General features: G+C 63.9%; 21 protein-coding genes. 12 read left to right on the forward strand and 9 right to left on the reverse strand.

What is annotated here, in order from left to right; translation table 11 throughout:
- Positions 1-28: 28 nt before the first annotated feature.
- The 6 genes from ACTDI4_RS01060 to ACTDI4_RS01085 all read left to right on the forward strand — a co-directional run bounded on the left by ACTDI4_RS01060 (position 29) and on the right by ACTDI4_RS01085 (position 6,648).
- Positions 29-1,594, forward strand: coding sequence for an FAD-dependent oxidoreductase (locus tag ACTDI4_RS01060; RefSeq protein WP_442839361.1), 1,566 nt, complete (start codon positions 29-31; stop codon positions 1,592-1,594).
- A gap of 5 nt (positions 1,595-1,599) precedes the next feature.
- Complete coding sequence (locus ACTDI4_RS01065; RefSeq protein WP_442839362.1) at positions 1,600-2,952, forward strand: NAD(P)/FAD-dependent oxidoreductase; 1,353 nt, start codon at positions 1,600-1,602, stop codon at positions 2,950-2,952.
- A 43-nt stretch (positions 2,953-2,995) separates the two neighbouring features.
- Positions 2,996-4,426 carry an FAD-binding oxidoreductase gene (locus tag ACTDI4_RS01070; RefSeq protein WP_442839363.1) on the forward strand — a complete coding sequence of 477 codons (1,431 nt, stop codon included), beginning with the start codon at positions 2,996-2,998 and terminating at the stop codon, positions 4,424-4,426.
- Positions 4,427-4,503: 77 nt separating this feature from the next.
- Positions 4,504-5,907, forward strand: a complete 1,404-nt coding sequence (gene hglS, locus ACTDI4_RS01075; protein WP_442839364.1) for a 2-oxoadipate dioxygenase/decarboxylase HglS — start codon at positions 4,504-4,506, stop codon at positions 5,905-5,907.
- 12 nt (positions 5,908-5,919) lie between these two features.
- Positions 5,920-6,267: a RidA family protein gene (locus ACTDI4_RS01080; RefSeq protein WP_442839365.1), complete on the forward strand. Its 348-nt coding sequence runs from the start codon at positions 5,920-5,922 to the stop codon at positions 6,265-6,267.
- Between the two features lie 21 nt (positions 6,268-6,288).
- A complete protein-coding gene (locus ACTDI4_RS01085; RefSeq protein ID WP_442839366.1) occupies positions 6,289-6,648 on the forward strand; it encodes a cupin domain-containing protein in 360 nt (119 codons plus the stop codon).
- A gap of 88 nt (positions 6,649-6,736) precedes the next feature.
- Here the strand turns inward: ACTDI4_RS01085 and ACTDI4_RS01090 are convergent, their stop codons facing one another.
- From ACTDI4_RS01090 to ACTDI4_RS01110, 5 genes are all read right to left on the reverse strand, one after another.
- Complete coding sequence (locus tag ACTDI4_RS01090) at positions 6,737-7,831, reverse strand: ABC transporter ATP-binding protein (RefSeq protein WP_442839367.1); 1,095 nt, start codon at positions 7,829-7,831, stop codon at positions 6,737-6,739.
- Positions 7,828-8,664 carry an ABC transporter permease gene (locus tag ACTDI4_RS01095; RefSeq protein WP_442839368.1) on the reverse strand — a complete coding sequence of 279 codons (837 nt, stop codon included), beginning with the start codon at positions 8,662-8,664 and terminating at the stop codon, positions 7,828-7,830. The genes ACTDI4_RS01090 and ACTDI4_RS01095 overlap by 4 nt, the downstream gene beginning before the upstream one ends.
- Entirely contained in the window at positions 8,661-9,506 is an 846-nt protein-coding gene (locus ACTDI4_RS01100; RefSeq protein WP_442839369.1) for an ABC transporter permease, read from the reverse strand. Before ACTDI4_RS01100 ends, ACTDI4_RS01095 begins: the two co-directional genes overlap by 4 nt.
- Before the next feature lie 223 nt (positions 9,507-9,729).
- Positions 9,730-10,869, reverse strand: a complete 1,140-nt coding sequence (locus ACTDI4_RS01105; RefSeq protein WP_442839370.1) for a polyamine ABC transporter substrate-binding protein — start codon at positions 10,867-10,869, stop codon at positions 9,730-9,732.
- A gap of 92 nt (positions 10,870-10,961) precedes the next feature.
- On the reverse strand, positions 10,962-11,876 hold the full coding sequence (locus tag ACTDI4_RS01110; protein WP_442839371.1) for a LysR substrate-binding domain-containing protein: 915 nt from the start codon (positions 11,874-11,876) through the stop codon (positions 10,962-10,964).
- Positions 11,877-11,972: 96 nt separating this feature from the next.
- Between ACTDI4_RS01110 and ACTDI4_RS01115 the strand changes: the two genes are divergently transcribed.
- Positions 11,973-12,752 carry a creatininase gene (locus ACTDI4_RS01115; protein ID WP_442839372.1) on the forward strand — a complete coding sequence of 260 codons (780 nt, stop codon included), beginning with the start codon at positions 11,973-11,975 and terminating at the stop codon, positions 12,750-12,752.
- A 58-nt stretch (positions 12,753-12,810) separates the two neighbouring features.
- Here the strand turns inward: ACTDI4_RS01115 and ACTDI4_RS01120 are convergent, their stop codons facing one another.
- The 3 genes from ACTDI4_RS01120 to ACTDI4_RS01130 all read right to left on the reverse strand — a co-directional run bounded on the left by ACTDI4_RS01120 (position 12,811) and on the right by ACTDI4_RS01130 (position 15,122).
- The gene (locus tag ACTDI4_RS01120; protein WP_442839373.1) at positions 12,811-13,038 is read right to left on the reverse strand and encodes a hypothetical protein; all 228 of its coding nucleotides are present in this window, start codon (positions 13,036-13,038) and stop codon (positions 12,811-12,813) included.
- Positions 13,039-13,056: 18 nt separating this feature from the next.
- Entirely contained in the window at positions 13,057-14,271 is a 1,215-nt protein-coding gene (locus tag ACTDI4_RS01125) for a M24 family metallopeptidase (protein ID WP_442839374.1), read from the reverse strand.
- A gap of 278 nt (positions 14,272-14,549) precedes the next feature.
- Positions 14,550-15,122: an NADPH-dependent FMN reductase gene (locus tag ACTDI4_RS01130; protein WP_442839375.1), complete on the reverse strand. Its 573-nt coding sequence runs from the start codon at positions 15,120-15,122 to the stop codon at positions 14,550-14,552.
- A 211-nt stretch (positions 15,123-15,333) separates the two neighbouring features.
- Here ACTDI4_RS01130 and ACTDI4_RS01135 point away from each other — a divergent pair, with 211 nt between their 5' ends.
- Positions 15,334-16,269 (forward strand): mechanosensitive ion channel family protein, encoded by a 936-nt coding sequence (locus ACTDI4_RS01135; protein WP_442839376.1) that lies wholly within the window; start codon positions 15,334-15,336, stop codon positions 16,267-16,269.
- Between the two features lie 54 nt (positions 16,270-16,323).
- On the opposite strand, the gene ACTDI4_RS01140 is transcribed toward ACTDI4_RS01135, so the two are convergent.
- Positions 16,324-17,265, reverse strand: a complete 942-nt coding sequence (locus ACTDI4_RS01140) for a LysR substrate-binding domain-containing protein (protein ID WP_442839377.1) — start codon at positions 17,263-17,265, stop codon at positions 16,324-16,326.
- 124 nt (positions 17,266-17,389) lie between these two features.
- Between ACTDI4_RS01140 and ACTDI4_RS01145 the strand changes: the two genes are divergently transcribed.
- From ACTDI4_RS01145 to ACTDI4_RS01160, 4 genes are all read left to right on the forward strand, one after another.
- Complete coding sequence (locus ACTDI4_RS01145) at positions 17,390-18,436, forward strand: putative 2-aminoethylphosphonate ABC transporter substrate-binding protein (RefSeq protein ID WP_442839378.1); 1,047 nt, start codon at positions 17,390-17,392, stop codon at positions 18,434-18,436.
- Positions 18,437-18,521: 85 nt separating this feature from the next.
- Positions 18,522-20,237 carry a putative 2-aminoethylphosphonate ABC transporter permease subunit gene (locus ACTDI4_RS01150; protein ID WP_442839379.1) on the forward strand — a complete coding sequence of 572 codons (1,716 nt, stop codon included), beginning with the start codon at positions 18,522-18,524 and terminating at the stop codon, positions 20,235-20,237.
- Between the two features lie 47 nt (positions 20,238-20,284).
- The gene (locus ACTDI4_RS01155; protein ID WP_442839380.1) at positions 20,285-21,112 is read left to right on the forward strand and encodes an inositol monophosphatase family protein; all 828 of its coding nucleotides are present in this window, start codon (positions 20,285-20,287) and stop codon (positions 21,110-21,112) included.
- Positions 21,096-22,232, forward strand: a complete 1,137-nt coding sequence (locus ACTDI4_RS01160) for a putative 2-aminoethylphosphonate ABC transporter ATP-binding protein (RefSeq protein WP_442839381.1) — start codon at positions 21,096-21,098, stop codon at positions 22,230-22,232. The genes ACTDI4_RS01155 and ACTDI4_RS01160 overlap by 17 nt, the downstream gene beginning before the upstream one ends.
- The last annotated feature ends 8 nt before the right edge of the window (positions 22,233-22,240 follow it).

Consider the following 22,240-nt stretch of genomic DNA (forward strand, 5'->3'; position numbering starts at 1 on the left):
TCAGAATTCGTGAGCCTGGAGCAACGTAGTGAGCACGCATTTATCGGGGATCGACAACCGGGCCTATGACGTCGTCGTGATCGGCGGCGGCGCGGCGGGCGCCAGCACCGCCCAGAACCTTGCGGCTGCCGGCTACAAGACGCTTCTGGTCGACAAGGGCGATTTCGGCAGCGGCACCAGCAGCCGCTCCAGCCGCCTGCTTTACTGCGGGTTGGCGCATCTGTCGCCGGACTATCCGATCTGGAAATTCATCATCCATCCGCGCGACCTGCTGCGGCGTCTGTGGATGGCGAGCCTCGCCATGAAATGCCGGGCACAGCTCGTCAGGACGATGCCCGAGCGGCTCAAGCCGCTGACCTTCTTCTTCCCGGTCTATCGGGGCGGCCAGTATCCGGGCTGGAAGGTGGATCTGGGCTTCCGCATGCTCGAACTGCTCGGCCTGCGCCGGGTCAGCCTCAACTACCGCCGCCTGTCGATCCGGAAGGCCGCCCGCAAATACGGCATGGTCGGGCTCATGGCCGAGCACAAGGACCTGTCGAGCATCGCCGTCTATACGGAATACCAGTACAACTGGGCCGAGCGGATCTGCGTCGATACGGTCCTGGACGCCGAGCGGCTGGGCGCCGACATCCGCAATTATGCCCGCGTGACGAAGCTGGAATCGCGCGGAAGCGACGGCTGGGTCGTAACCGTCGAAGACGCGCTTTCGTCCGGCGAGACGGCGACGGTGACCGGCAAGATGATCGTCAACACGGCAGGCCCGTGGGTCGACCGCGTCAACGCCGCTTCCGGCAAGCCCTCGCGCAAGCATCTGGTCGGCATCAAGGGCGTCAACGTGGTGGTGAAGCTGCCTCCGCAATGCGAGGGGCAGGGACTGGAAACGATCAGCAGCATCGACCAGCCCTTCTACTGCATGCCCTGGGGGAAGTATCACTTCTTCGGACCGACCGAGACGATCTTCGAAGGCGATCCGGACGATGCGCGCGTGCTGCCCGAGGAGATCGACTTCATCCTCGATCAGGCCAACCGGCTTTTCCCGACGCTGAAGCTCAAGCGCAGCGACGTGGTCTATTCGTGGTGCGGCATCCGTCCGCGCACCTCGAGCACCGCGAAGGAAGGCATCAAGGCGCTGACGATCCACGACATGGGTGAAGAGGGCATGCCCAACATGCTGGCGCTGACCGGCACGCCGATCATGAACCACCGCTACGCGGGCTCCAAAATCACCGAGCAGGTCGGCGCCACCCTGAAGCCGACCCTGCCGGCGCGCGCCCTGTCGCATGCGGCCAAGCTGTTTCCGCAGAACCATGGTTCGCCTGCGGTGGACGCGGACCATCCCGGCGTCTCGCTGGCCGACCTGCGCCATGCCGCCGGCAATGAACATGTCCGCACTCTCTCCGACTTGCTGTTCCGTCGCACCGACCTCGGCTGGAGCCCGTCCATGGGGCTCGGCGCCGCACGTCGGGCTGCCTCGGAAGTCGCCGACATTCTCGGCTGGGACGCGGCGCGCATCGACCGCGAGGTCGAGCAGTACGAGAAATTCGTGCGCGAGAATTTCGACCCCGCCATCGCTTCCGAAAAGGTGCCGGGATGACAACCGTGGAGACTTTGGCCGGACGCGGCCCGGAAGCGCCGGACGTCGCCCGGCGCGGCAGCGGCATCTTCCATCCCGATTTCGCCGTGCGGCCCTACTGGTGGGACATCGCGCCGCCGCCGGAAAGCCGCAATCCTTTGCCGGCCAAGGTGGACGTGGCCATCGTCGGCAGCGGCTATTGCGGGCTTTCCGCAGGGATCGAGCTGGCCCGATCCGGGCTCTCGGTGGCGATCCTCGATGCGGGCCGCCCGGGCGAGGGCGCCAGCACGCGCAATGGCGGCATGGTCAGCGGCGGGCTGAAGCTGCCGGCGGCGATGCGCGCCAAGCTGGGCACCGAGCGGTTCGCGCGGGTGATGAAGGAGGCGGTCGCTTCCTTCCACAATCTCGAAGACTTTCTGGCGCAGGAAAATTTCGATGCCGACTATGCGCGCTGCGGCCGCTTCACCGGCGCCCACTCCGGCGGTGCCTACAAGCGGCTGGCGCGCAGTGCGGAGGTGCTGACCGAAGAAACGGGGTTCACCTTTTCCATGGTGCCGAAGGCGCGCCAGCGCGAGGAGATCGGCAGCGATTTCTACCATGGCGGCATGGTGGTCGAGGAGAGCGGCGGCCTGAACCCCGCAAAATTCCATCAGGCACTGCGGCAGGCCTTCGAAAGGGCTGGCGGCAGCCTGCACGGCTTTTCCGAGGTGCGGAAGATCGAGCGGCAGGCCGGCGGTTTCCGCCTGGTCACGGCTTCGGGCGAATTGCGGGCCGAACAGGTTTTCGTCGCCACCAACGGCTATAGCGGCCGGGTCCTGCCCTATCTCCAGCGGCGGCTGATCCCCATAGCGAGCTTCATCATCGCCACGGAGGAATTGCCGGGCGACCTCGTGCGGGAACTCAACCCCAAGGCGCGCATGCTCGTCGATACCAAGCGCATTCTCTATTATTTCCGGCTGTCGCCGGACGGCAAGCGCATCATTTTCGGCGGGCGGGCCAGTTTCCGCGACTCGGCCGAGGCCGAGACGGGCCAAACCCTCTACCGCTTCATGTGCGATGTGTGGCCGCAATTGCGCGGCACCCGGATAACGCATGCCTGGAAAGGCAACGTCGCCTTCTCCTTCGACATGCTGCCGCATATGGGCAGCCGCGACGGCGTTCATTTTGCCGGCGGGTGCCAGGGCACCGGCGTGGCAATGGCCACATATCTGGGGCAGCAGACGGCGCGCAAGCTGCTGGACCGCAAGGGCGAGCCTTCCGTCTTCGGGGAATTGACGTTCCCCGCAAATCCGCTCTACCGCGGCAAACCCTGGTTTCTCCCCATCGTGGGAAATTACTACCGCACACGCGACAGGATCGAGCAGTCGCTGGGCCTGTGAGGGCGGTTTTCGGGTCGGCGACATCAGGGGATTTTCTTTGAACATGGACGAAATATCCACGCCTTCGCAGGAGTGGCTGGCAGCGCGTTTGTCCGAGGCCTTGGGCTCCGGCCGCGTCGTCACGGCGCCGGCAGACCTCGAACCGTTCCTGCATGAGGAGCGCGGCCTCTATCGCAGCCGTTCCGGCATCGTCGTGCTGCCGCGTTCCACCGAAGAGGTCGCCGCAGCGGTGTCGATCTGCGCGGAAGCCGGGGTGTCGATCGTGCCGCAGGGCGGCAATTCCGGGCTGGTCGGCGGCGCGGTCGCCGGCGAGGGCGAGGTGCTGATCTCGCTTGCCCGCATGAACCGCATCCTGTCCATCGACCCGGTCAACTTCACCATGACCGTCGAGGCCGGCGCGATCCTCGAAACCATCCAGGACGCGGCCGAAGCTGCCGGGTGCCTGTTTCCGCTGAGCCTGGGCGCGCAGGGTAGCTGCCAGATCGGCGGCAACATCGCCACCAATGCCGGCGGCATCAACGTGCTGCGCTACGGCAATACGCGCGATCTCGTCCTCGGCCTGGAGGCGGTGCTTCCCGACGGCCGGATCTGGAACGGGTTGCGTGCCCTGCACAAGGACAATACCGGATATGCGTTGAAGCACCTCTTCATCGGTTCGGAAGGCACGCTGGGCATCGTCACCAAGGCCGTGCTGAAGCTGTTTCCGCTGCCGCAGGAGCAGCAGCTCGCGCTTTGCGCCCTCGGCACGATCGACGACGCACTGACCCTGCTTTCACGCCTGAAGGCGCGGGCGGGTGACTCGGTCACGGCCTTCGAGCTGATTTCGGGATTTGCCCTCGATCTGGCATGCGGCCACAGCGGCGCAGCCAGGCCGATCGCCGAGGCGCATCCCTGGTTCGTCCTGCTCGAGCTTTCCGGCTCGCAGGGCGGAAGCGCCCTGCGCGACACGCTGGAGGAAAGCCTCGGCGAGGCACTCGAACAGTCGATCATCGGCGATGCCGTGATCGCCGAAAGCCTCGATCAGGCGGCGTCTTTCTGGCGCCTGCGCGAACGTATCCCGGAAGGCCAGAAATCGATCGGTGCAAGCATCAAGCACGATGTCTCGGTGCCTGTCTCGCGTATTCCGCAGTTCGTCTCGGAAGCCGGTGCCGCGGTGGTCGAGGCGCTGCCCGGCACGCGCATTTGCGTCTTCGGCCATCTGGGCGACGGCAACCTCCACTACAACCTGTCGCCGCCGGCCGACGCTTCCGATGCGGCCTTCATGGCGCGCTACAAGGAACTGAATGTGATCGTGCATGACATCGCGCACCGCCTCGACGGTTCGTTCTCCGCCGAGCACGGCGTCGGGCTGCTGAAGGCGGCGGAGCTTCGCCGTTACAAGGACCCGCTCGAAATCGAGCTGATGCAGCGGGTCAAGGCCGCATTCGATCCGCAGGGCAGGATGAACCCCGGAAAACTGCTGGGCACGATCTGAGCCTTGACCTGCCCGAACGCAATCCCGACCGCGCAAGAGCCGGCAGCCGAGCCGGCAAGACATTCAAGGTAACCAACATGCAGGACAACAGACTGATCCCGGCCGACGATATCCGGGCCGCCTTCTCGGCGGCCATGTCGGCGATGTATCGTGAGGAAGTTCCCGCCTATGGCGAATTGCTGTCGCTCGTGGCCGAGGTCAACCACGCCACGCTCGAACGCGACCCGTCGATGCGCGACCGGCTGGAACGGACGGATTCGCTCGACCGCATTTCAGAGGAACGCCATGGAGCGATCCGCCTGGGAACGGCGGACGAACTGGTCATGATGCGGCGCATCTTTGCCGTCATGGGCATGCATGCGGTCGGCTATTACGACCTCAGCGTTGCAGGTGTCCCGGTGCATTCGACGGCGTTCCGCCCGGTTGCGGACGCCTCTCTCAGGCGCAACCCGTTCCGCGTCTTCACGTCGCTGCTGAGGCTCGACCTGCTCGCCGACGAGCAATTGCGCGAGGAGGCCCGCAGCGCCCTGGCCGAGCGCGATATCTTCACCCCCGAGGCGCGCCGCCTGGTCGAGGTCGCCGAGCTGCAGGGCGGGCTGGACGAGAACGATGCCGCGCGCTTCGTGCGCGAGGTGCTCGAAACCTTCCGCTGGCACGAGAAGGCCAGGGTCGATGCCGATCTCTATCGCCGCCTGCACGACGCCCACAGGCTCGTTGCCGACGTGGTTTCTTTCCGAGGGCCGCACATCAACCATCTTACGCCGCGCACGCTCGATATCGACGCCGTGCAGATCGGCATGCCGGAACGCGGCATCCGGCCGAAAGCCGTCGTCGAAGGCCCGCCGACGCGCAAATGCCCGATCCTGTTGCGGCAGACCTCGTTCAAGGCACTGGAGGAAAGCATCCTGTTCTGCGGGGCCGACGGCATCTGGACCAGCGGTTCCCACACGGCGCGCTTCGGGGAAATCGAGCAACGCGGGATCGCCCTGACGCCGAAGGGACGGGCCCTCTACGACCAACTGCTCGAAGCGGCGCGAAGCAGCGTCTCACCCGGGGCACAGGGCGAGAACGCGGGCGCCTATGTCGCCGCGCTGGAGCAGGCCTTTGTCGCCTTCCCCGACGATTGGGAAGCCATCCGCCGCCAGGGACTGGGCTATTTCCGCTATTCACTTGCCGCCGGTGGCGGACAAGCGGCCAAGCAGGCGGCGGAGAACGAGGACATCGACCGCCTCGTCGAAGCGGGCATCCTGACCTATGACGCGATCGTCTACGAGGACTTCCTGCCGGTCAGCGCCGCCGGCATCTTCCGCTCCAATCTGGGCGACGAGGAAGCGCAGAATTTCGTCGAAAGCCCCAACCAGAAGCTTTTCGAGCAGCAACTGGGCGGCGCCGTGATCGACGCCTTCGAGCACTACGCCTTGCTCGAGCAGGCTTCCATCCGCGAATGCCTGGCCGCGCTTTCCATCACCCGTGCGGCCTGACCGGAGAATTCGATGAGCATCGTCCGCCTCAACACGCGCCCGCGCTCCAGTTCGGTCGTCATCCATGGCAAGACCGTATATCTGGCGGGGCAGGTCGGAACCCCCGGCGACGATGTCGCCGGCCAGACCAGAACCATCCTTGCCGCCATAGACCGGCTGCTGGCGGAAGCAGGCACGGACAAGAGCCGGCTGCTTCAGGCCACCATCTGGCTGGCCGACATGGACGACTTCGGCGCGATGAACGCCGTCTGGGATGCCTGGGTTGCTCCGGGCGAAGCGCCCGCGCGGGCAACCGGCCAATCGCGCCTGGCGCTGCCGGACTACAAGGTCGAGATCGTCTGCGTGGCGGCCTTGCCCTGAAAAATGGAAAGGAAACATCTCATGACCGATACCCCAGTCATTTCATTCGCCGGGGCACCTTTGAAGGACCAGGCCGGCGCTCCGGATCCGAAGCAGGTGGTGGAGGGAAATCCCCAGAACCGGACCAAACTGTTCTTCGCCAGTGCCGATGGCGAATTCGTCTCGGGCACCTGGAAAAGCACGCCGGGCAAATGGCGGGCGCTCTCGGGAAAGGATGAATTCTGCTACATCGTCCAGGGTCATGTGCGGCTGATTTCGGATTCCGGCGAGATTGCCGAATTCCGGGCAGGCGATTCCTTCGTCGTGCCCAACGGTTTTTCGGGGTTCTGGGAGATCGTGGAAGAAACCGTCAAGCACTACGCCATCCGGAAATATTCGTGACGGCCGGTGGAATGACATGCACCGCGGCCGCCTGACGGCGGCCCGGAGCCCCTGCGGCTGGATGCCGGGCGAATGCCAGGGGAAAGATCTACTCGCGCGGCAATATGTGCGTCGCCTCCGGCGACCAGGACACCCAGACCTTCGTGCCCGGCTCGAGGTCCAGTTCGCCAAGTTCGTCATGGCTCTTCTGCGCCTTGATCTCGGTGCGTTCGGCGCCCTCCAGATGGATGATGGCGGTGGCGCCTACGAATTCCTCGCCGACCACTGACGTTTCCAGCCGGTTCAACCCGTTCACGGGCGGGCTGTTGCTCAGATGCATCCTGTCGTCGGACACCACGAACGTGGCTTTGTCGCCCTTTGCGAGCGGCCTGGCGGCGTTGGGCGCCACCTCGAATTCGCCAGCCGGTGTCGAAATCGTGACCGCATGGCTGCTCACGTTCGACACGTTGCCTGCGAATATGTTCGACGATCCGAGGAACTCGGCGACGAATCTGGTGCGCGGCGTGCGGTAGATTTCCTGCGCATTGCCGATCTGCTCGACGCGGCCGCGGCTCATGATGACGACCCGGTCGGCCATCGAGAAAGCCTCCGATTGGCTGTGCGTGACGTAGACGAAGGTGATGCCCAATTCCCGCTGCAGATTAGACAGCACGGTCTGCATACGCACCTTCAGATGTGCATCCAGTGCCGACAGAGGCTCGTCGAGAAGGAGGATTTCGGGCTCGGTCACCAGCGAACGGGCCAGCGCCACGCGCTGGCGCTGACCGCCCGATAGATGCGCAACGTTCCGGTCGGCGAATTCGGCGATCTGCATGCGTTCCAGCCATGTGTCGACGCGCTTGCGACGCTCCGTCCTTTCCACGCCACGCATCCGCAGGCTGAATTCGACATTCTCCCTTACCGTCAGGAAGGGAAAGAGCGCCAGACTTTGCCACACCATCGGCGTGTCGCGCCGCCAGGTCGGCAGGTCGTTGATGCGTTTGCCTCCAAGACGGATCTCGCCTTCGGTGGGCGCTTCGAGACCGGCCAGCATGCGCAGCGTCGTCGTCTTGCCGCAGCCGCTGGAACCCATGATGGCCAGGAATTCCCCCTTGCGTATATCAAGGTCGAGTTTGTCGACCGCAACGAAGCTGCCGAAACGTTTGACGACGCCGTCGAAGACGACAAGAGGCTGGTCGGTCATGGCGTGACTGCTCCGGTTTCTTTCGCGCCGCCGGCGGGTGCTGCGCTGCGCTTCATCAGCAGAATCTGGGCGAGGATCACCAGCGTCATGGACGCGATGAAGACAAAGGTGCCGATAACGTTGATGCGCGGGCTGACCTGACCCTGCAGGAAGCCGAGCACCTTGACCGGAAGGGTCTCGTTCAGGCCGGAGACGAACCAGGCCACGGCGAATTCGTCGAAGGACACGGCCATGGTGATGAACAGGGCGGAAAAGATCGCCGGCTTGCAGAACGGGATGATGACGTGCCGCATGGCCATCCATTCCGTCGCGCCGAGATTCCAGGCCGCGGCCTCGAGCGACGGGTCCATCTGCGACAGGCGCAGCCGGCAGATCGCCATCGCGAACGGGGCGCACATGACCACATGGGCGATCATGACCGAGTAGATGGCTCCGGAAAGATGGGTGCTGGACAGGAAGGCAAGCATGGCGAGACCCAGGATCACCACCGGGATGGTCGGCGGCAGCAGGGCGAGCGCGACGTAGACGGTCTTGCCGAAGAACCTGTAGCGGAAATCGGTATAGGCGGCGCCGAAGCCGATGACCGTGGCCAGCACCGAAACCACAATGCCGGCGATCAGCGTGTTGCGAAGCCCTTCCCATACCAGCGGATCATTCCATACGGCTTCATACCAGACCGTGGAGAAGCCGCCGAGCGGGAGCGAGGGAAAGCGGTCGGCATTGAAGGAGAACACGAAGCTTGCTGCGATCGGTGCGAAAATGAAGCCGAACGACAGCGCCACATAGAGTTTCAGCGCCCAGTCAACCAGCCTGTTGCGGTTGAAGTCGTTCATCGTCCGCGCTCCCTGTAGGCGAAGCTCACCGCCGCGAAGGCTATCGCCAGCAGCGTCGCGATCATGGTGAGAGCGATCACCGCGGCGCGCGGCCATTGCTGGCCCGACTTGGTGGTGTCCGTAATGAGAATGGAGAGCGTCGGCGGGTCGCCGCCTCCGAGATAAAGCGGGCTGACGAAATCGCCGAAGGTGAGGATGAAGCAGAACAAGGCGGCGATGACGAGGCCCACCTTCGAAGCCGGAACGACCACTTCGAACACCGTGCGCAGGCGGCCGCAGCGCAGGTTGTGCGCAGCTTCGATCAGCGTCTTGTCGACGAAAACCAGGCTGAACAGTTGCAGCAGCACCACGAGCGGGAAGCTCAATGTCAGATAGCCGATCATCATGCCGAAGACCGAGTTCAGCATGGCGAACGGCCCCAGTCCGACCTTGGCGAGCAGCGCGTTGATGATGCCGTTGTCGGACAGGAATATCTGCCAGGAATAGATCCGCACCAGATAGGAGGTGAAGAAGGGGATGACCATCAGGAAGATCGCCCAGCGCCGCGCCGTATCCGACAGTTTGAAGGCGATGCCATAGGCGCAGGGAAATGCCAGCGCACTGGTTATGACGGCAGCCGAGGCCGACAGGAGCAGGGTGCGCAAATATGTCTGCCAGAAGACGGCGCGGCCCAGCATCCTTGTCCAGTTTTCCAGGTTGAAGTCGGGCTCCATGCGGAAGTTCCGCACGGACCAGAAGCTGAGCGCGATCAGGAAGAGCAGCGGGGCCAGGAAGAACGCGGCTTGCCACACGAACATCGGCAACGAGAAGGTCAGTCCATATAGGGTAATCGATTTCCGCATCGCGCAGTCCCGATATCAGGGGCTCGTCGTTGGCCGCCATTTCCTGGCGCCGGAATGGACGGGCGGGCACGTCGGCCCGCCCGAACTTTCAAACTTCAATGGCCACTATTTCAAGGCCGAATGCATGGAGCGGAGCCGGCTCCGCAGGTCCGCAGCCGTCGCTAGGGCCGGACGACTTTTCCTCGAACCGTCATCTTGCCCGCCCCCTTTGCTGGACCATGCTCTAGGCGCCCTTGTATTCGGACCAGAAATCGTTCCAGTCCTCCAGGCTCTGCTGGACCGGAAGCTGGCGATATTTGATCCGGCCGGAGCGGATCAGTTCCATGGCATTGTTGCTCTGGTCGAGCAGCATTCCCTGCCGCTTGGCTTCGTCGGGCGTTTCCTTGGCCAGCAGCTTCCAGCCCTTCTCGTTCGGGATCAGGCATGGATAGGCGGCCATGTTGGCCGACTTCACCTGCCCCTTGGGCGAGGTGATGTACTGGATCCACTTCTTGGCCAGATCGGCCTTTTTCGTGCCCTTGCCGATCGAGAAGGATTCGGTGAACTGCAGGCCGCCTTCCTCGGGAATGGTGCTGCGCACCTTGGCGCCGTTCTTTTCCAGCACGCCGGTGATCCAGTCGCCTATGCCGGCCATGGCCAGCATCTGGCCGTTCTTGAGCGAGGAGAAGGTGCCGCCATAGTCGAAGAAACCGCCGATCTGCGGGCGCAGCGTCATCGTCTTGTCCTGCACGGCCTTCCAGGCCGCTTCATTGATGTCATAGGGTGCGGCGTTGCCATTGAGCAGGCTGATCTGCCCGAGATTGGGCAGGTGCCAGTCGAAGTGGCCGACCTTGCCTTTCAGTTTCTTGTCCCAGTAGACGTTGTAGGTCGAGGCCTCCTTCTCGGTGACCGCCTCGGTATTGTAGGCAACGCCGAGGAAGCCGAAGCGGGTGATGACCGAATAGAGGTCGTTGCCTTCCCAGTGCCCCGGGAAATGCTGGAATTCCGGGAAGAAATCGTCGAACGGATAGTCCGCCGCATCGAGCTTCTCGATGTAGCCGGCAGCGTTGAGCTGCTGGACGTATTCGGCGTCGGACAGGATCAGGTCGAACGTGCCGGGAGGGGACTGGGAGATCAGGCCCAGCATGTTGTCGCCGCCGGTATAGTATTTCGGCTTGAATTTGACGTTGTTCTCGGCTTCGAATTCACCGACCACGTCGGGCTCGGCGTGGCCGTACCAGGCCAACATGGTCAGTTCGACCGGCTCGGCAAAGGCAAGTCGGCTCAGGAACGGCGTGGCCAGAACTCCGCCACCCAGAGCGCCTGCGCGTTTAAGCATCTCACGACGGGTATGCACGCCCGCCAGCGTCTTCTTGATGGTCATCGCATTCCCCTTCTTGCTTATTATTGACCCAACGCTATGCAGTGCAGATGCATTTGGAAAATTAATTCTAATAATTTCAGCATTTGCGGCCCTTATTGACGATCCAGTTCGCCGCTGCGCCGGACGGGATCGCCGGAAACGCCCGCCTCGTCCAATTGCGCAATGATGTGATTGACGAGGCGGATACCGGCATCCGACAGGCGCGGATGCTTGTAGAACAGGCCGACGCGAATTTCGGCCAGCGGCGGGAGCCCGTCGATCTCGTCAAGAACCCTCATGCCGGGCAAGATCGTGTAGCGGGTCAGCGCGCTGACCCCCAGACCGTTGATCACCGCGTTCTGCAGGCCGGAGATGCCGGATCCGGTGTAGGCGACACGCCAGCGCAGTTGCGCCGAGTCGAGCGACTGGATCATGCGTGCCCGGTAGGCGCAGCCCTCCGGGTGGGCCGCGAGGGGGATGCCCGCCGCGAGGTCGAAACGCGTGCCTTCCGCGGCGGCCCAGATCGGCCGCTCGATCCATGAGCGGGACAGATATTGGGCCCGCTCGTCATTGGCCATGGCAATCGCCAGGTCGAGTTCGTCCGCCCGCAGGCGATCGAGGATCTCCGCGCTCCATCCGCAGTAGATTTCCAGCGATATCTCGGGATGCTGGCGCGTGTATCCGGTGATCACGCCTTGCAGGAAGGCCACCGCATAGTCGTTTGGCAGTCCGATGCGCAGGACGCCGGCGATCTTGGCGCGGTTGAAGTAAGAGGCCGCCTCGTCGTTCAATCTCAGTATCTCGCGGGCGTAGCTCAGCAGCATCTCGCCCTCGCCGGTCAGCATCAGCGAGCGCCCAACATGCTTGATGATGGGCGCGCCCACCAGTTCCTCAAGTCGCTTGATCTGCAGCGAAATGGCCGGCTGGGTGCGGCCCAGAATGTCGCCGGCCTTCGTGTAGGCGCCGAGGTCGATCACCGACACGAAGGTGCGGAGAAGGTCGGTCTGGAAATTGACGATGTTGCGCATGGATTTCCATTCCTCATACGAAGATGACAATTATAAATTTCTCATATCTCTGCAATGGCTCCAATTGTTGGCTGCAAGCCAAAATGGGAGGTCACCATGCCTGAGCAATCCGTCTTTGCCGCCGAGCTTTCCTGGCCCGACTATGATGCCAGGGTCCGGAACGGCGGCACGCCGATGCTGCTGCCGATCGGTTCCATGGAACAGCACGGCCACCACATGCCGATGAATGTCGACGTGCTGCTGCCGGTGGAGTTCGCGCGCCGCGTTGCCGGCCGCATCGGCGCGCTGGTCGCCCCGCCGTTCACCTATGGCTACAAGTCGCACCAGAAGTCAGGCGGCGGCAACCACCTGCCGGGCACCACCAGCCTGGACGGCGCGACGCTGGTTGCGGCGCTGCGCGACGTCATCAAGGAATTCGCCCGCCATGGCGTCCGCCGCATCTGCCTGGTGAACGGTCATTTCGAGAATTCCTGGTTCATCATCGAGGGCATCGACCTGGCGCTGCGCGAGCTCAGATGGAGCGGTATCGACGACATGAAGATCGTCGTGCTCTCCTATTGGGACTTCGTCGACAAGGACACGATCGCCCGGCTCTACCCCAAGGGCTTTCCCGGCTGGGACATCGAGCATGGCGGCGTGCTCGAAACCTCGCTGATGCTGGCGCTCCATCCCGGCCAGGTGCGCCTGGAGCGCGCGATCGATCATGCGCCGGCAAGCTTTCCGCCCTACGACGTCTACCCTCCCAAACCGGAGTGGACGCCCGCCAGCGGCACGCTGTCATCGCCGAGGGAAGCGTCTGCCGAGAAGGGCGAGATCCTGCTTCAGGTTTGCACCGACGGGATCGTGAAAGCCCTGGAGGCGGAATTCCCGCGTTGAGAACAAGTCTTCCGGCCGACAAAAAAGCCGCGGCGTTCCGCGGCTTTTTTCTTGCCGGTCAGAAGGGGCGCCGCGGCATGGCAAGCCCCTGCCGCCGCTCGGCCTTGCGCCCGCCGCCCGGCCCTGAAGCGCGTACCGGCATTGGAAGGCGCTTGAGCGTCGCGGCAACGGTGCGCGCGACGAAGGACAGAAGATGTGCCGCGCCCCGGGCCGGCGGCGGAGAATGGTGGACGGACGGGTCGTCCGTCCACGGGTGCGGCCAGTCGTGGGGGATATGGAAGCCCACAAGGACCCTCCCGCCCGGTCAGTTCCTGATGACGTTGTGCTCCGGGCCGAAGGGGAAGCCGGTGATGTTTTCGGCGCCGTCCTCCTTGACGATCAGGATGTCGTGCTCGCGATAGCCGCCGGCGCCCGGCATGCCCTGCGGCAGCATCACCATCGGCTCCATCGACACCACCATGCCGGGCTCCAGCACGGTGTCGATGTCCTCGCGCAGTTCCACCCCGGCCTCGCGGCCGTAATAGTGGCACAGCACGCCGAAGGAGTGGCCGTAGCCGAAGGAGCGGTATTTCAGCAGGCCCCATTGGCGGTACATGTCGTTCAGTTCGATGGCGATGTCCTTGCAGCGGGCGCCCGGCTTGATCAGCTCCAGGCCACGGCGATGGACCGCCACGTTCTTCTCCCAGATGTCGAGGCTGGCGTCGTCGACATGGTCGCAGAACAGCGTGCGCTCGAGCGCGGTGTAATAGCCGAAGATCATCGGGAAGGTGTTGAGCGACAGGATGTCGCCCGGCTGCACGATGCGGTTGGTGACGGGATTGTGGGCGCCGTCGGTGTTGATGCCCGACTGGAACCAGGTCCAGGTGTCCATCAATTCCACGAAGGGGAACGACCTGGCGATTTCGCGGACCATGGCGTTGGTGGTGGCGATGGCCACCTCGTGCTCGGGCACGCCGGCCTTGACCGCCGCCACGCAGGCGGCGCCGCCGACGTCGCAGACGCGGGCGCCTTCGCGGATCAGCTTGTGCTCCTCGGCCGACTTGACGGTGCGCATCCACATGGAGGGCTGGCCGACATCGATGAACTCGACACCGGGAAGCGCGGCTTCGAGCTGCCGGCGGAAGTCGAGCGAGACGTGGTCGAACTCGATGCCGATGCGCTTGGCGCCCGGCGTCAGCTGGCGCACGGCCTGGTAGAAGTTGTCGCGGCGCCAGTCGGTGTAGGTGACGTTGTCGCCATAGCTGCGGCGCCAGGGCTGGCCGCCGTCGATGCCGGCGGAGATGGTGGTGGCATTGTCGTGGTCGATGACCATGCCGTATTTGCGGCCGAAATAGCAGTAGAGCCAGCCGGAATAATAGGTGATGCAATGGTAGGACGTGAACAGCGCGGCATCGACATTGTTCTTCGCCATCCAGCCGCGCACGTCGTTCTGGCGGCGTGCCATTTCGGCATCGGAAAACGGCGAGAAGCTCTTATCGCCATTATGCCATTTCATCACATGAAGCATGTCGTCCGTCATCAGGTCGTCCTCCCGGAAAATAGATCCTTGTAAGACGAAGCTAGAATGAGAGCGGTCATTACGAAAATTTATTCAATTAATGTTCGGATAAACACTATTTATCTGAAGCGGCACGTGATCCGGGTGCCGGCATTTTCGCTGCCCGGAAGCTGCGAAGCTTGGCGACGGCTAGCCGGCCTCGAAGGTCAGCGAGGTGCTCGGGTTACGATCAGCGCCGCATGCGCGCAAGCCGCCGCGGGCTCCTCGGTACGAAAGATCGTCCGCGGCAAGGCCGTTGTTCAGACCTCCCGGGGCAGGACCTGCAGGACGCGGGTGATGAAGGTGGCGAATTCGGACATGTAATTGCGCAGGAATTCCTCGGTGGATTCGACGGTGACCTCGCCGTCGTCGGTGATCAGGCCCGGTGTGAACTGGATATAGGCTTCAGGCGCATTCATCTGAGGCGAATTGCAGAAGCTCAGCACGCTTCGCAGGCTTTGCTGGGCGACGGCGGTTCCGATCGCTCCCGGCGACGTGCCGATGACGGCGGAAGGCTTGCGCGCAAATGAATTCTTGCCGTAAGGCCTGCTGGCCCAGTCGATGGCGTTCTTCAGGCCGCCTGGGATCGAACGATTGTATTCGGGCGTGATGAACAGGACCGCGTCGACCGCCGCGATCGCTTCCTTGAATTTTCGGGCGACCGGCGGGAAATCGGCATCGTAGTCGTAGCTGTAGAGCGGAAGCTGCGCGAAGGAGATTTCCTGCATCTGGAGGTGCGCGGGCGCAAGTTGCACAAGTGCCTTGGAGAGCTTGCGGTTGATGGAGTTCTTGGCAAGGCTGCCGATGAGGTAGCCGACTTGATGCGTGGTCATTTTCTACTCCCACGGTTTTGTCGTGCTGATGGCGATGGTCGGGCGCCAATTCCGAAGACCATCTGGAAAATCAGCACCACTTAATGGCCGAAATCGGACGATGGAAACGTCGCGTAAAGGCTGTGAGCGCCAGGTGCCGCGGGTGGGCGGTTGAGAACGGCGGCGGGAAGGGGTAGCCCGGAGGCACTGGTCGAAAATTCGGAGAAGTGGTGTGGCAGAGCGTTCGCGTTTCCTCAGGTTCTTCTGGCCGGCGTTCCTCTTCATCCTCTCGATCGCCGCCTATGTTTTTCACGATCTGGCCTTCCAAAGATTGGCGCCGGATGCCGACCCGAACGCCGCGCGGCATCTGAGCGCGGCGGCAGCCTATTATTCCGGCGCCTGGCTGATGGCACGGATCATCGGCACGGCTCTGAAAAGAACGGGAAGCGGCCGCCGCAAGGTGCCCAAGCTGCTGCGGGAGCTCGTTACCGCCGCATTGTTTCTGGCCGCGACCGTGGCGACCGTGGCCATGCTGCTCGGCCAGTCGGCGGGCGGGGCTCTCGCCAGTTCGGGCCTCATCATCGCCATCCTCGGCTTTGCCATCCGCAACGTGCTCGCCGACGTGCTCTCCGGAATTGCGCTGGGCCTGGAAGCGCCGTTCAGGATCGGCGACTGGGTGGAGATCGACGGAGCCATTCGCGGCCGGGTCATCGAAATCGGATGGCGCACCACGCGCCTGCAGACGCGCAACGACACCTATATGATCCTGCCCAACAGCCAGATTTCGCGCCAGAGAATGACCAACTACAGCGCGCCGCGAAAGCAGTATCGCGCCAGTCTGGAGATCGTGCTCGGTCACGACATTCCGGTCAGCCAGGGCAAGGAACTGCTGGCGGCGGCGGCGGCATCGACCGACATCATCCTCAAGTCGCCGAAGCCGGATGTGCGGGCGCTGTCCTACGATGCCGAAGGGGTGAGGTTTGCCGTGCGCTACTGGGTGCCAAGCTTCATCGACGACATCGACTGCCGCGACGGCATGCTCGTCGCCGTCGATGCGGCGATCCGGGAGCGCGGGCTGCCGCCGCCATACAGCCGGGTCAAGCTGGTGGCGGCAACGCCCGATCGCCAGAAGAGCGATGGCCCGCAAGGCAGCGAAGCGGCCGACTGATCAGCCCCCGGGGGGCGGGCTCGCCGGCGCACGGCGTTGCAGCCATCTCCCGAACTATGCGCAGGCCACGACATAGTCCGATGCGCGGCAGGCCTTGCCCATTTCCTCGTCGAACAGGTCGAGGAACTCCTGTGCGGCCATGGAAAGCGGCGCCTCCGGAGACGACACGACGCACATCTCGAAAGGAACGTTCTCCGCCAGCGGTCGGATCACGATGCCCCGCGGCTCGCAATGCATTGCGGTAAACGGGTCCACGATGGCGACACCGACCCCCTCGGCGACGAGTGCGCAGGCCGTGATGGACTGATGCACCTGGATCCGCAACGTGGCCGCGATATCGTCGTAAAGCGCGGCGCCGGACGCATAACGCGACAGGAACTCGCGTTCCAGTCCGATCACGCTTTCGCCCGCCAGGCTGGCTGCCGAGACGGTGCCGCTTGCTGCCAGCGGATGCCCCGCAGGCACGGCGCACACGCATCGGAACTGCCATCGCCGTTCGACGCGGACTGCGCTGGTGACCGCGATCGGATCGACGATTCCGAGGTCGGCGAAGCGTGAGGCGACGAGATCGACGATCTGCCGGGACTGGGCCGTGGTGCACGAGATGTGCATCTGCGGATGGGCTGCGTTGAACGCCTTGATCACCGCGGGCGTGACGGCGATCGAAAGCGCTATGAAGGAACCGAGCCGCAACTGGCCACGCGCAAGCGCGCGAATGTCGGCCGCCGTATGCGCCAGCCGCAGCATGTTCCGGAAATATTTCTGGATCTCGTCGTAGAACAGCATGGCTTCGGGCGTGGCCACCAGGCGGCCCTTTCTGCGCTCGAACAGGTCGAAACCGATGCTCTCCTCCAGGCTGCGCAGCAGCCGGCTCACGCTCGGCTGCGAGACATGCATGCTGGCAGCGGCCGCAGTGACCGACGCGGTCTCCACGATCGCCTTGAAGGCTTCGATCTGGCGCGGGCTGATCGTATCCAGCCTTGCCGCCTTGTGCATGCTGATCTCCTTGTCAGCCCCATAGCATTTATGCATGGGTTGCGTAAATCTTGTTCTTTGACTTTATGGAATCGCATTCCGATACTCTCCCCAAAGAGTTCAAGAAAAAGGGGAGAAGCGACCAATGATACAGTTCAAGATTCTGGCCCCGGCGCGGCTGCTATGCGCGGCGCTGGCGGTGTCCGGCTCCGTCGGCTTCGGCACCTGGGATGCGCAGGCCGAGGAACTGACCGTCTACAGCGCCATGGCCAAGGAGCATTTCGCGGAACTGATCGCCGCATTCCAGGAACGCGAGCCGGACCTCAAGATCAACCAGTTGCTGGACTCCAACGGGCCGATCATGGCGCGTCTGCTGGCCGAACAGGAGAATCCGCGCGCCGACATCATCCTTGGTGCCTCGGTGCCCGGACTGGTGATGCTGGAGGAAAAGGGCATGTTGGCGCCCTACGCGCCTGCCGGCCTCGACCAGATCAAGGATCGCTTCTACGATCACAAGAGCGAAACACCGCATTGGGTGGGCACCGATGCCTGGGCCTCGGCCGTGTGTTTCAACAAGGTCGAGGGCGCCAATCATGGCGTCGAGGAGCCGAAGAGCTGGAAGGACCTGGTCAAGCCCGAATACAGGGGCATGATCACCATGCCCAATCCCAATTCGTCCGCCACCGGCCTGCTTGCGATTGTCGGCTGGATGAAGATCTTCGGCGAGGACCAGGCATGGACCTACATGGACGCGCTGCATGAGAACATCGCGCAATATGTCCATTCCGGCAGCAAGCCATGCCGCATGGCCGCCACGGGCGAGGCGGTGATCGGCATCGCCTATCCTGCCCCGGGCGTAAAGGCGATCAACGACGGCGCGCCGCTCAGCGTGGTGATTCCCGAGGAAGGCGTCGGCTCCGAAGTCGAAGGCGTAGCCATCGTCGCAGGCGCTAAGCACCCGGACGCGGCCAAGAAACTCGCCGATTTCGCCGCCAGCCAGGAAGGCAACCAGATCCACAACAAGTATTACGCGCTGGTTGCGCGCAAGGGCGTCTCCACCTCTGTGCCGAACTATCCCGAGGGCGAGGAAAAAGCCCTGGTGGACATGGACTTCTATTGGGTGGCCGCCAATCGGGATCGCATCCTGGCCGAATGGCAGAAGCGCTACGGCGCGAAGGACGAGCCGAAATAGTCCTTTGCGCGCGGACGCGGGTGGTGGGAACGGGCCTGTCCTCGGCGGGCCCGCCCTTTCCGACATGGCGAAGGACGACTGGCAGATGATCAATCAGGTTTCGGCAGTGCCGGCATACGCACGGAAAACTCGCATCGGCCTCGGCGGCGAGGACGTTCTTCTGCGCCTGTGCCTGGCGGGACTCGGCCTGTTCCTGCTCTTCGGCCTGCTGCTGCCGGTCTATACGCTGCTGTCGAAGGGGTTGCAGGACGCCGATGGCAATTTCGTCGGCCTGCAGAACTTCGTCAGCTATTTCCGCGAGCCGAGCGTATCGGTCGTCTTCTGGAACAGCCTGCGCATTTCGGTTCTCTCCACGCTGCTGACGCTGGCGATCGCCGGCGTCTATGCTTTCGCGCTGACCCATTCGCGGATGCCGGGGCGCGCATTCTTCCGCGGGGTAGCGCTGGTGCCGCTGCTGACGCCGTCGCTGTTGCCCGGCATCGCGCTGATCTACCTGTTCGGCAATCAGGGCTTTTTCCGCAGTGCCCTGTTCGGTCACAGCCTCTACGGTCCGATCGGCATCGTCATCGGCGAAGTGTTCTTCACCTTTCCTGTCGCCCTGCTGATCGTTCTCACCTCGCTTCTGACCGTCGACCGCAGGCTTTACGAGGCGGCGACCGCGCTGCGGGCGGGGAGGGTGCGTATCTTCTTCACCGTGACGCTGCCCGCCATGCGCTTCGGCCTCGGAGCGGCGTTCTTCGCCACCTTCACCAAGGTGTTCACCGATTTCGGCGTGCCGGTGGTGGTCGGTGGATCCTATCCGGTGCTGGCCACCGACCTCTACCAGAAGGTGATCGGCGGCTTCGATTTCCAGATGGGGGCCGTGGTCGGCATCCTGCTGTTCATCCCCGCGGCCATCGCCTTTCTCGCCGGCCAACTGCTCCAGCGCGGTCGAAGCGGCGGCATCGACGGGCGTGCGGTGATCTATGTGCCGGCAAGGAGCAAAATGCGCGATCTCGCCTGCTTCGGCTTCTGCTCGGCGGTCGCCCTGGCGATCCTGGCTGTGCTGGTGATGGCGGTGCTGGGCTCGCTGTTCAAGCTGTGGCCCTACAATCTCAGCCTATCGCTTGCCAGCTACAATTTCGCCGAGCACGAGCCGAGCGGCTGGGGTGCCTATCGCAACAGCCTGCGCCTTGCCGCCGGGGTGGCTATTTTCGGAACCGCAGTGGTGTTCTTCGGCGCCTATCTGCTGGAGCGCGTGCCGGGCGCTGCCTGGCTGCGCGGGGCGATCAATTTCTGCTGCATGATCCCCCTGGCGCTGCCCGGCATGGTGCTGGGCCTTTCCTACATCTTCTTCTTCAACAGCCCCTCCAACCCGTTAGGGGGCATCTACGGCACAATGGCGATCCTCATTTTGAGCACGGTCGTCCATCTCTACACGGTGCCGCATCTGACCGCGCTGACCGCGCTCAAGCAGCTCGATCCCGGGCTCGAGGCTGTCGGCTCGTCGCTCAAGGTGTCGCGCTTCGTCACTTTCGGCCGGATCGTCGTGCCGGTGTGCCTGCCGACGATCCTGCGCATCGCCAGCTATCTGTTCATGAACTCCATGACGACGATCTCGGCCCTGGTGTTCCTCTATTCCGCCAACACCAAGGTCGCCACCGTCAGCATCGTGTTGCTGAACGACAACGCCATGCTCGGGCCGGCCGCGGCGATGAGCGTGCTGATCGTGGCGACGTCGGCCACGGTCGTCGCCCTGCAATGGCTGCTCATGCACGGCCTCTTGCGCCGCACCCAGGCCTGGCGCGGAACAGAAAGCTGAAGACACAACCGGCCGCGCCCGGCGGCCGCCCAACCCAAGGACAATCCATGACCGTTTCGTCAGCCACCACCACGCCAACGGAATTCATCCGCTTCGCCGAGGAACTCGCCGACGCCAGCCGCGCGCTCATCCGCAGCCGGTTCCGCCGCAACGCCGATGTCGAGATGAAGCCGGACAACACCCCGGTGACGCCGACCGACCTGGAGGTCGAGACGCTGATCCGCGGCATGATCGCCGACCGCTACCCGGCCCATGGCATAATCGGCGAGGAGCATCCGGCCAGCGCGGCCTCGGCCGAATGCGTCTGGGTGATCGATCCGATCGACGGCACCCGCTCCTTCATCGCCGGCCGTCCGGTGTTCGGGACCCTGATTGCGTTGACCGTCGACACCGTTCCCGTGCTCGGCGTGGTGGACATACCGATCACGCAGGAGCGCTGGGTGGGCGCGAAAGGCCACGCGACGCGGCTCAACGGCAAGATCGCCGGCACGCGCAAATGCCCTTTCGCCGCGGGCGCGATCCTGCTTGCCACCTCGCCGGAATATCTCGACGGGGATGCCGCGCAGCCCTTCCGCAATGTCGCCGAGGCTTCCCGTTTCACGATCTACGACGCCGGCACGCAAGCGTACGGTCTGGTGGCCAGCGGCCATGCCGACATCATGATCGCGGCGCGCTACGGCATCGTCAACTATCTCGCCGCCGTCCCGGTCATCGAGGGCGCGGGCGGCGTCATGCGGGACTGGAACGGCGCGCCGCTGACGTTGCACTCCGGCGACCGCTTCGTGGCGGTCGGCGATGCCGGGCTTCTGCCCGAGGCTCTGGCGCTTCTCGGACGCGCCGAAACGAAAGGCTGGGCCCATGCTGAACGTGCCTGAACCCGTCGCGAACCACGTGCCGCCGAAGCCGGACGGCAAGGACGGCGGCACGCCGGCGCTGCGGATCAGAAGCCTGTCGAAATCCTTCGGCAAGTTCGTGGCGCTCGACGGCATCGATCTCGACATTGAGCCGGGCGAGTTCGTCTGCTTCCTCGGTCCTTCGGGCTGCGGCAAGACCACCTTGCTGCGCGCCATTGCCGGCCTCGACCCGCAAGACCGCGGCACGATCCATCAGAACGGCCGCGACATCTCCCGTCTGCCCGTGGGCCGGCGCGATTTCGGCATCGTGTTCCAATCCTACGCGCTGTTTCCCAACCTCACGGTCGAACGCAATGTCGGCTACGGCCTGCATGCGGCCGGCCTGTCCGGGCAGCAGAGGAAGCAACGTGTCCACGAGCTCCTCGAACTTGTCGGCCTGCAAAACCAGGCTGCGAAATATCCCGCCCAGCTTTCCGGCGGCCAGCAGCAGCGCGTGGCGCTGGCCCGCGCGCTGGCGCCGTCGCCCGGCCTCCTGCTGCTGGACGAGCCGTTGAGCGCACTCGACGCACAGGTGCGGCTGCATCTGCGCGACCAGCTCAGGCAGTTGCAGCGCAGTCTCGGCGTCACCACCATCATGGTCACGCACGACCAGGACGAAGCGCTGGCCACGGCAGATCTCATCGTGGTGATGAACCAGGGCGAGATCGAGCAGGTCGGCACGCCGGAGGAGGTGTTTTCGCGGCCCGCATCGCCCTTCGTGGCGGGCTTCCTCGGCGACATGAATTTTATTCCCGCGATCGCAGCTACCGGCAACAGCGTGACGGTGGCGGGAATGACCTTCGCGGTCCCGGATATGGAAGGCCTTGCCCCCGACACTCAAGTCAGCCTGTGCATCAGGCCTGCCGACATCGCGGTAGGGATGGTGACCGCCAATAGGCCCGGCGGCCTCGAAGCGGTGGTCGAGACGGTGTCGTTTCGTGGAAATTTCTACCGGCTTTCGGTGAATTGCCGGCAGATCGGACAGACTTTGGATGTCGAGATAATGCGCAGCGCCTGGGAAGATCGCGGGCTTGCGAGCGGATCGAAGATCGTGGTTACCTTTCCTGCAACAAACCTGCGTGTCTTCCCAAGAAGGGCCTGATTGGGAAT

Origin of the sequence: Mesorhizobium sp. PUT5, from assembly GCF_052216645.1 — a bacterium.
Classification (GTDB): domain Bacteria; phylum Pseudomonadota; class Alphaproteobacteria; order Rhizobiales; family Rhizobiaceae; genus Mesorhizobium.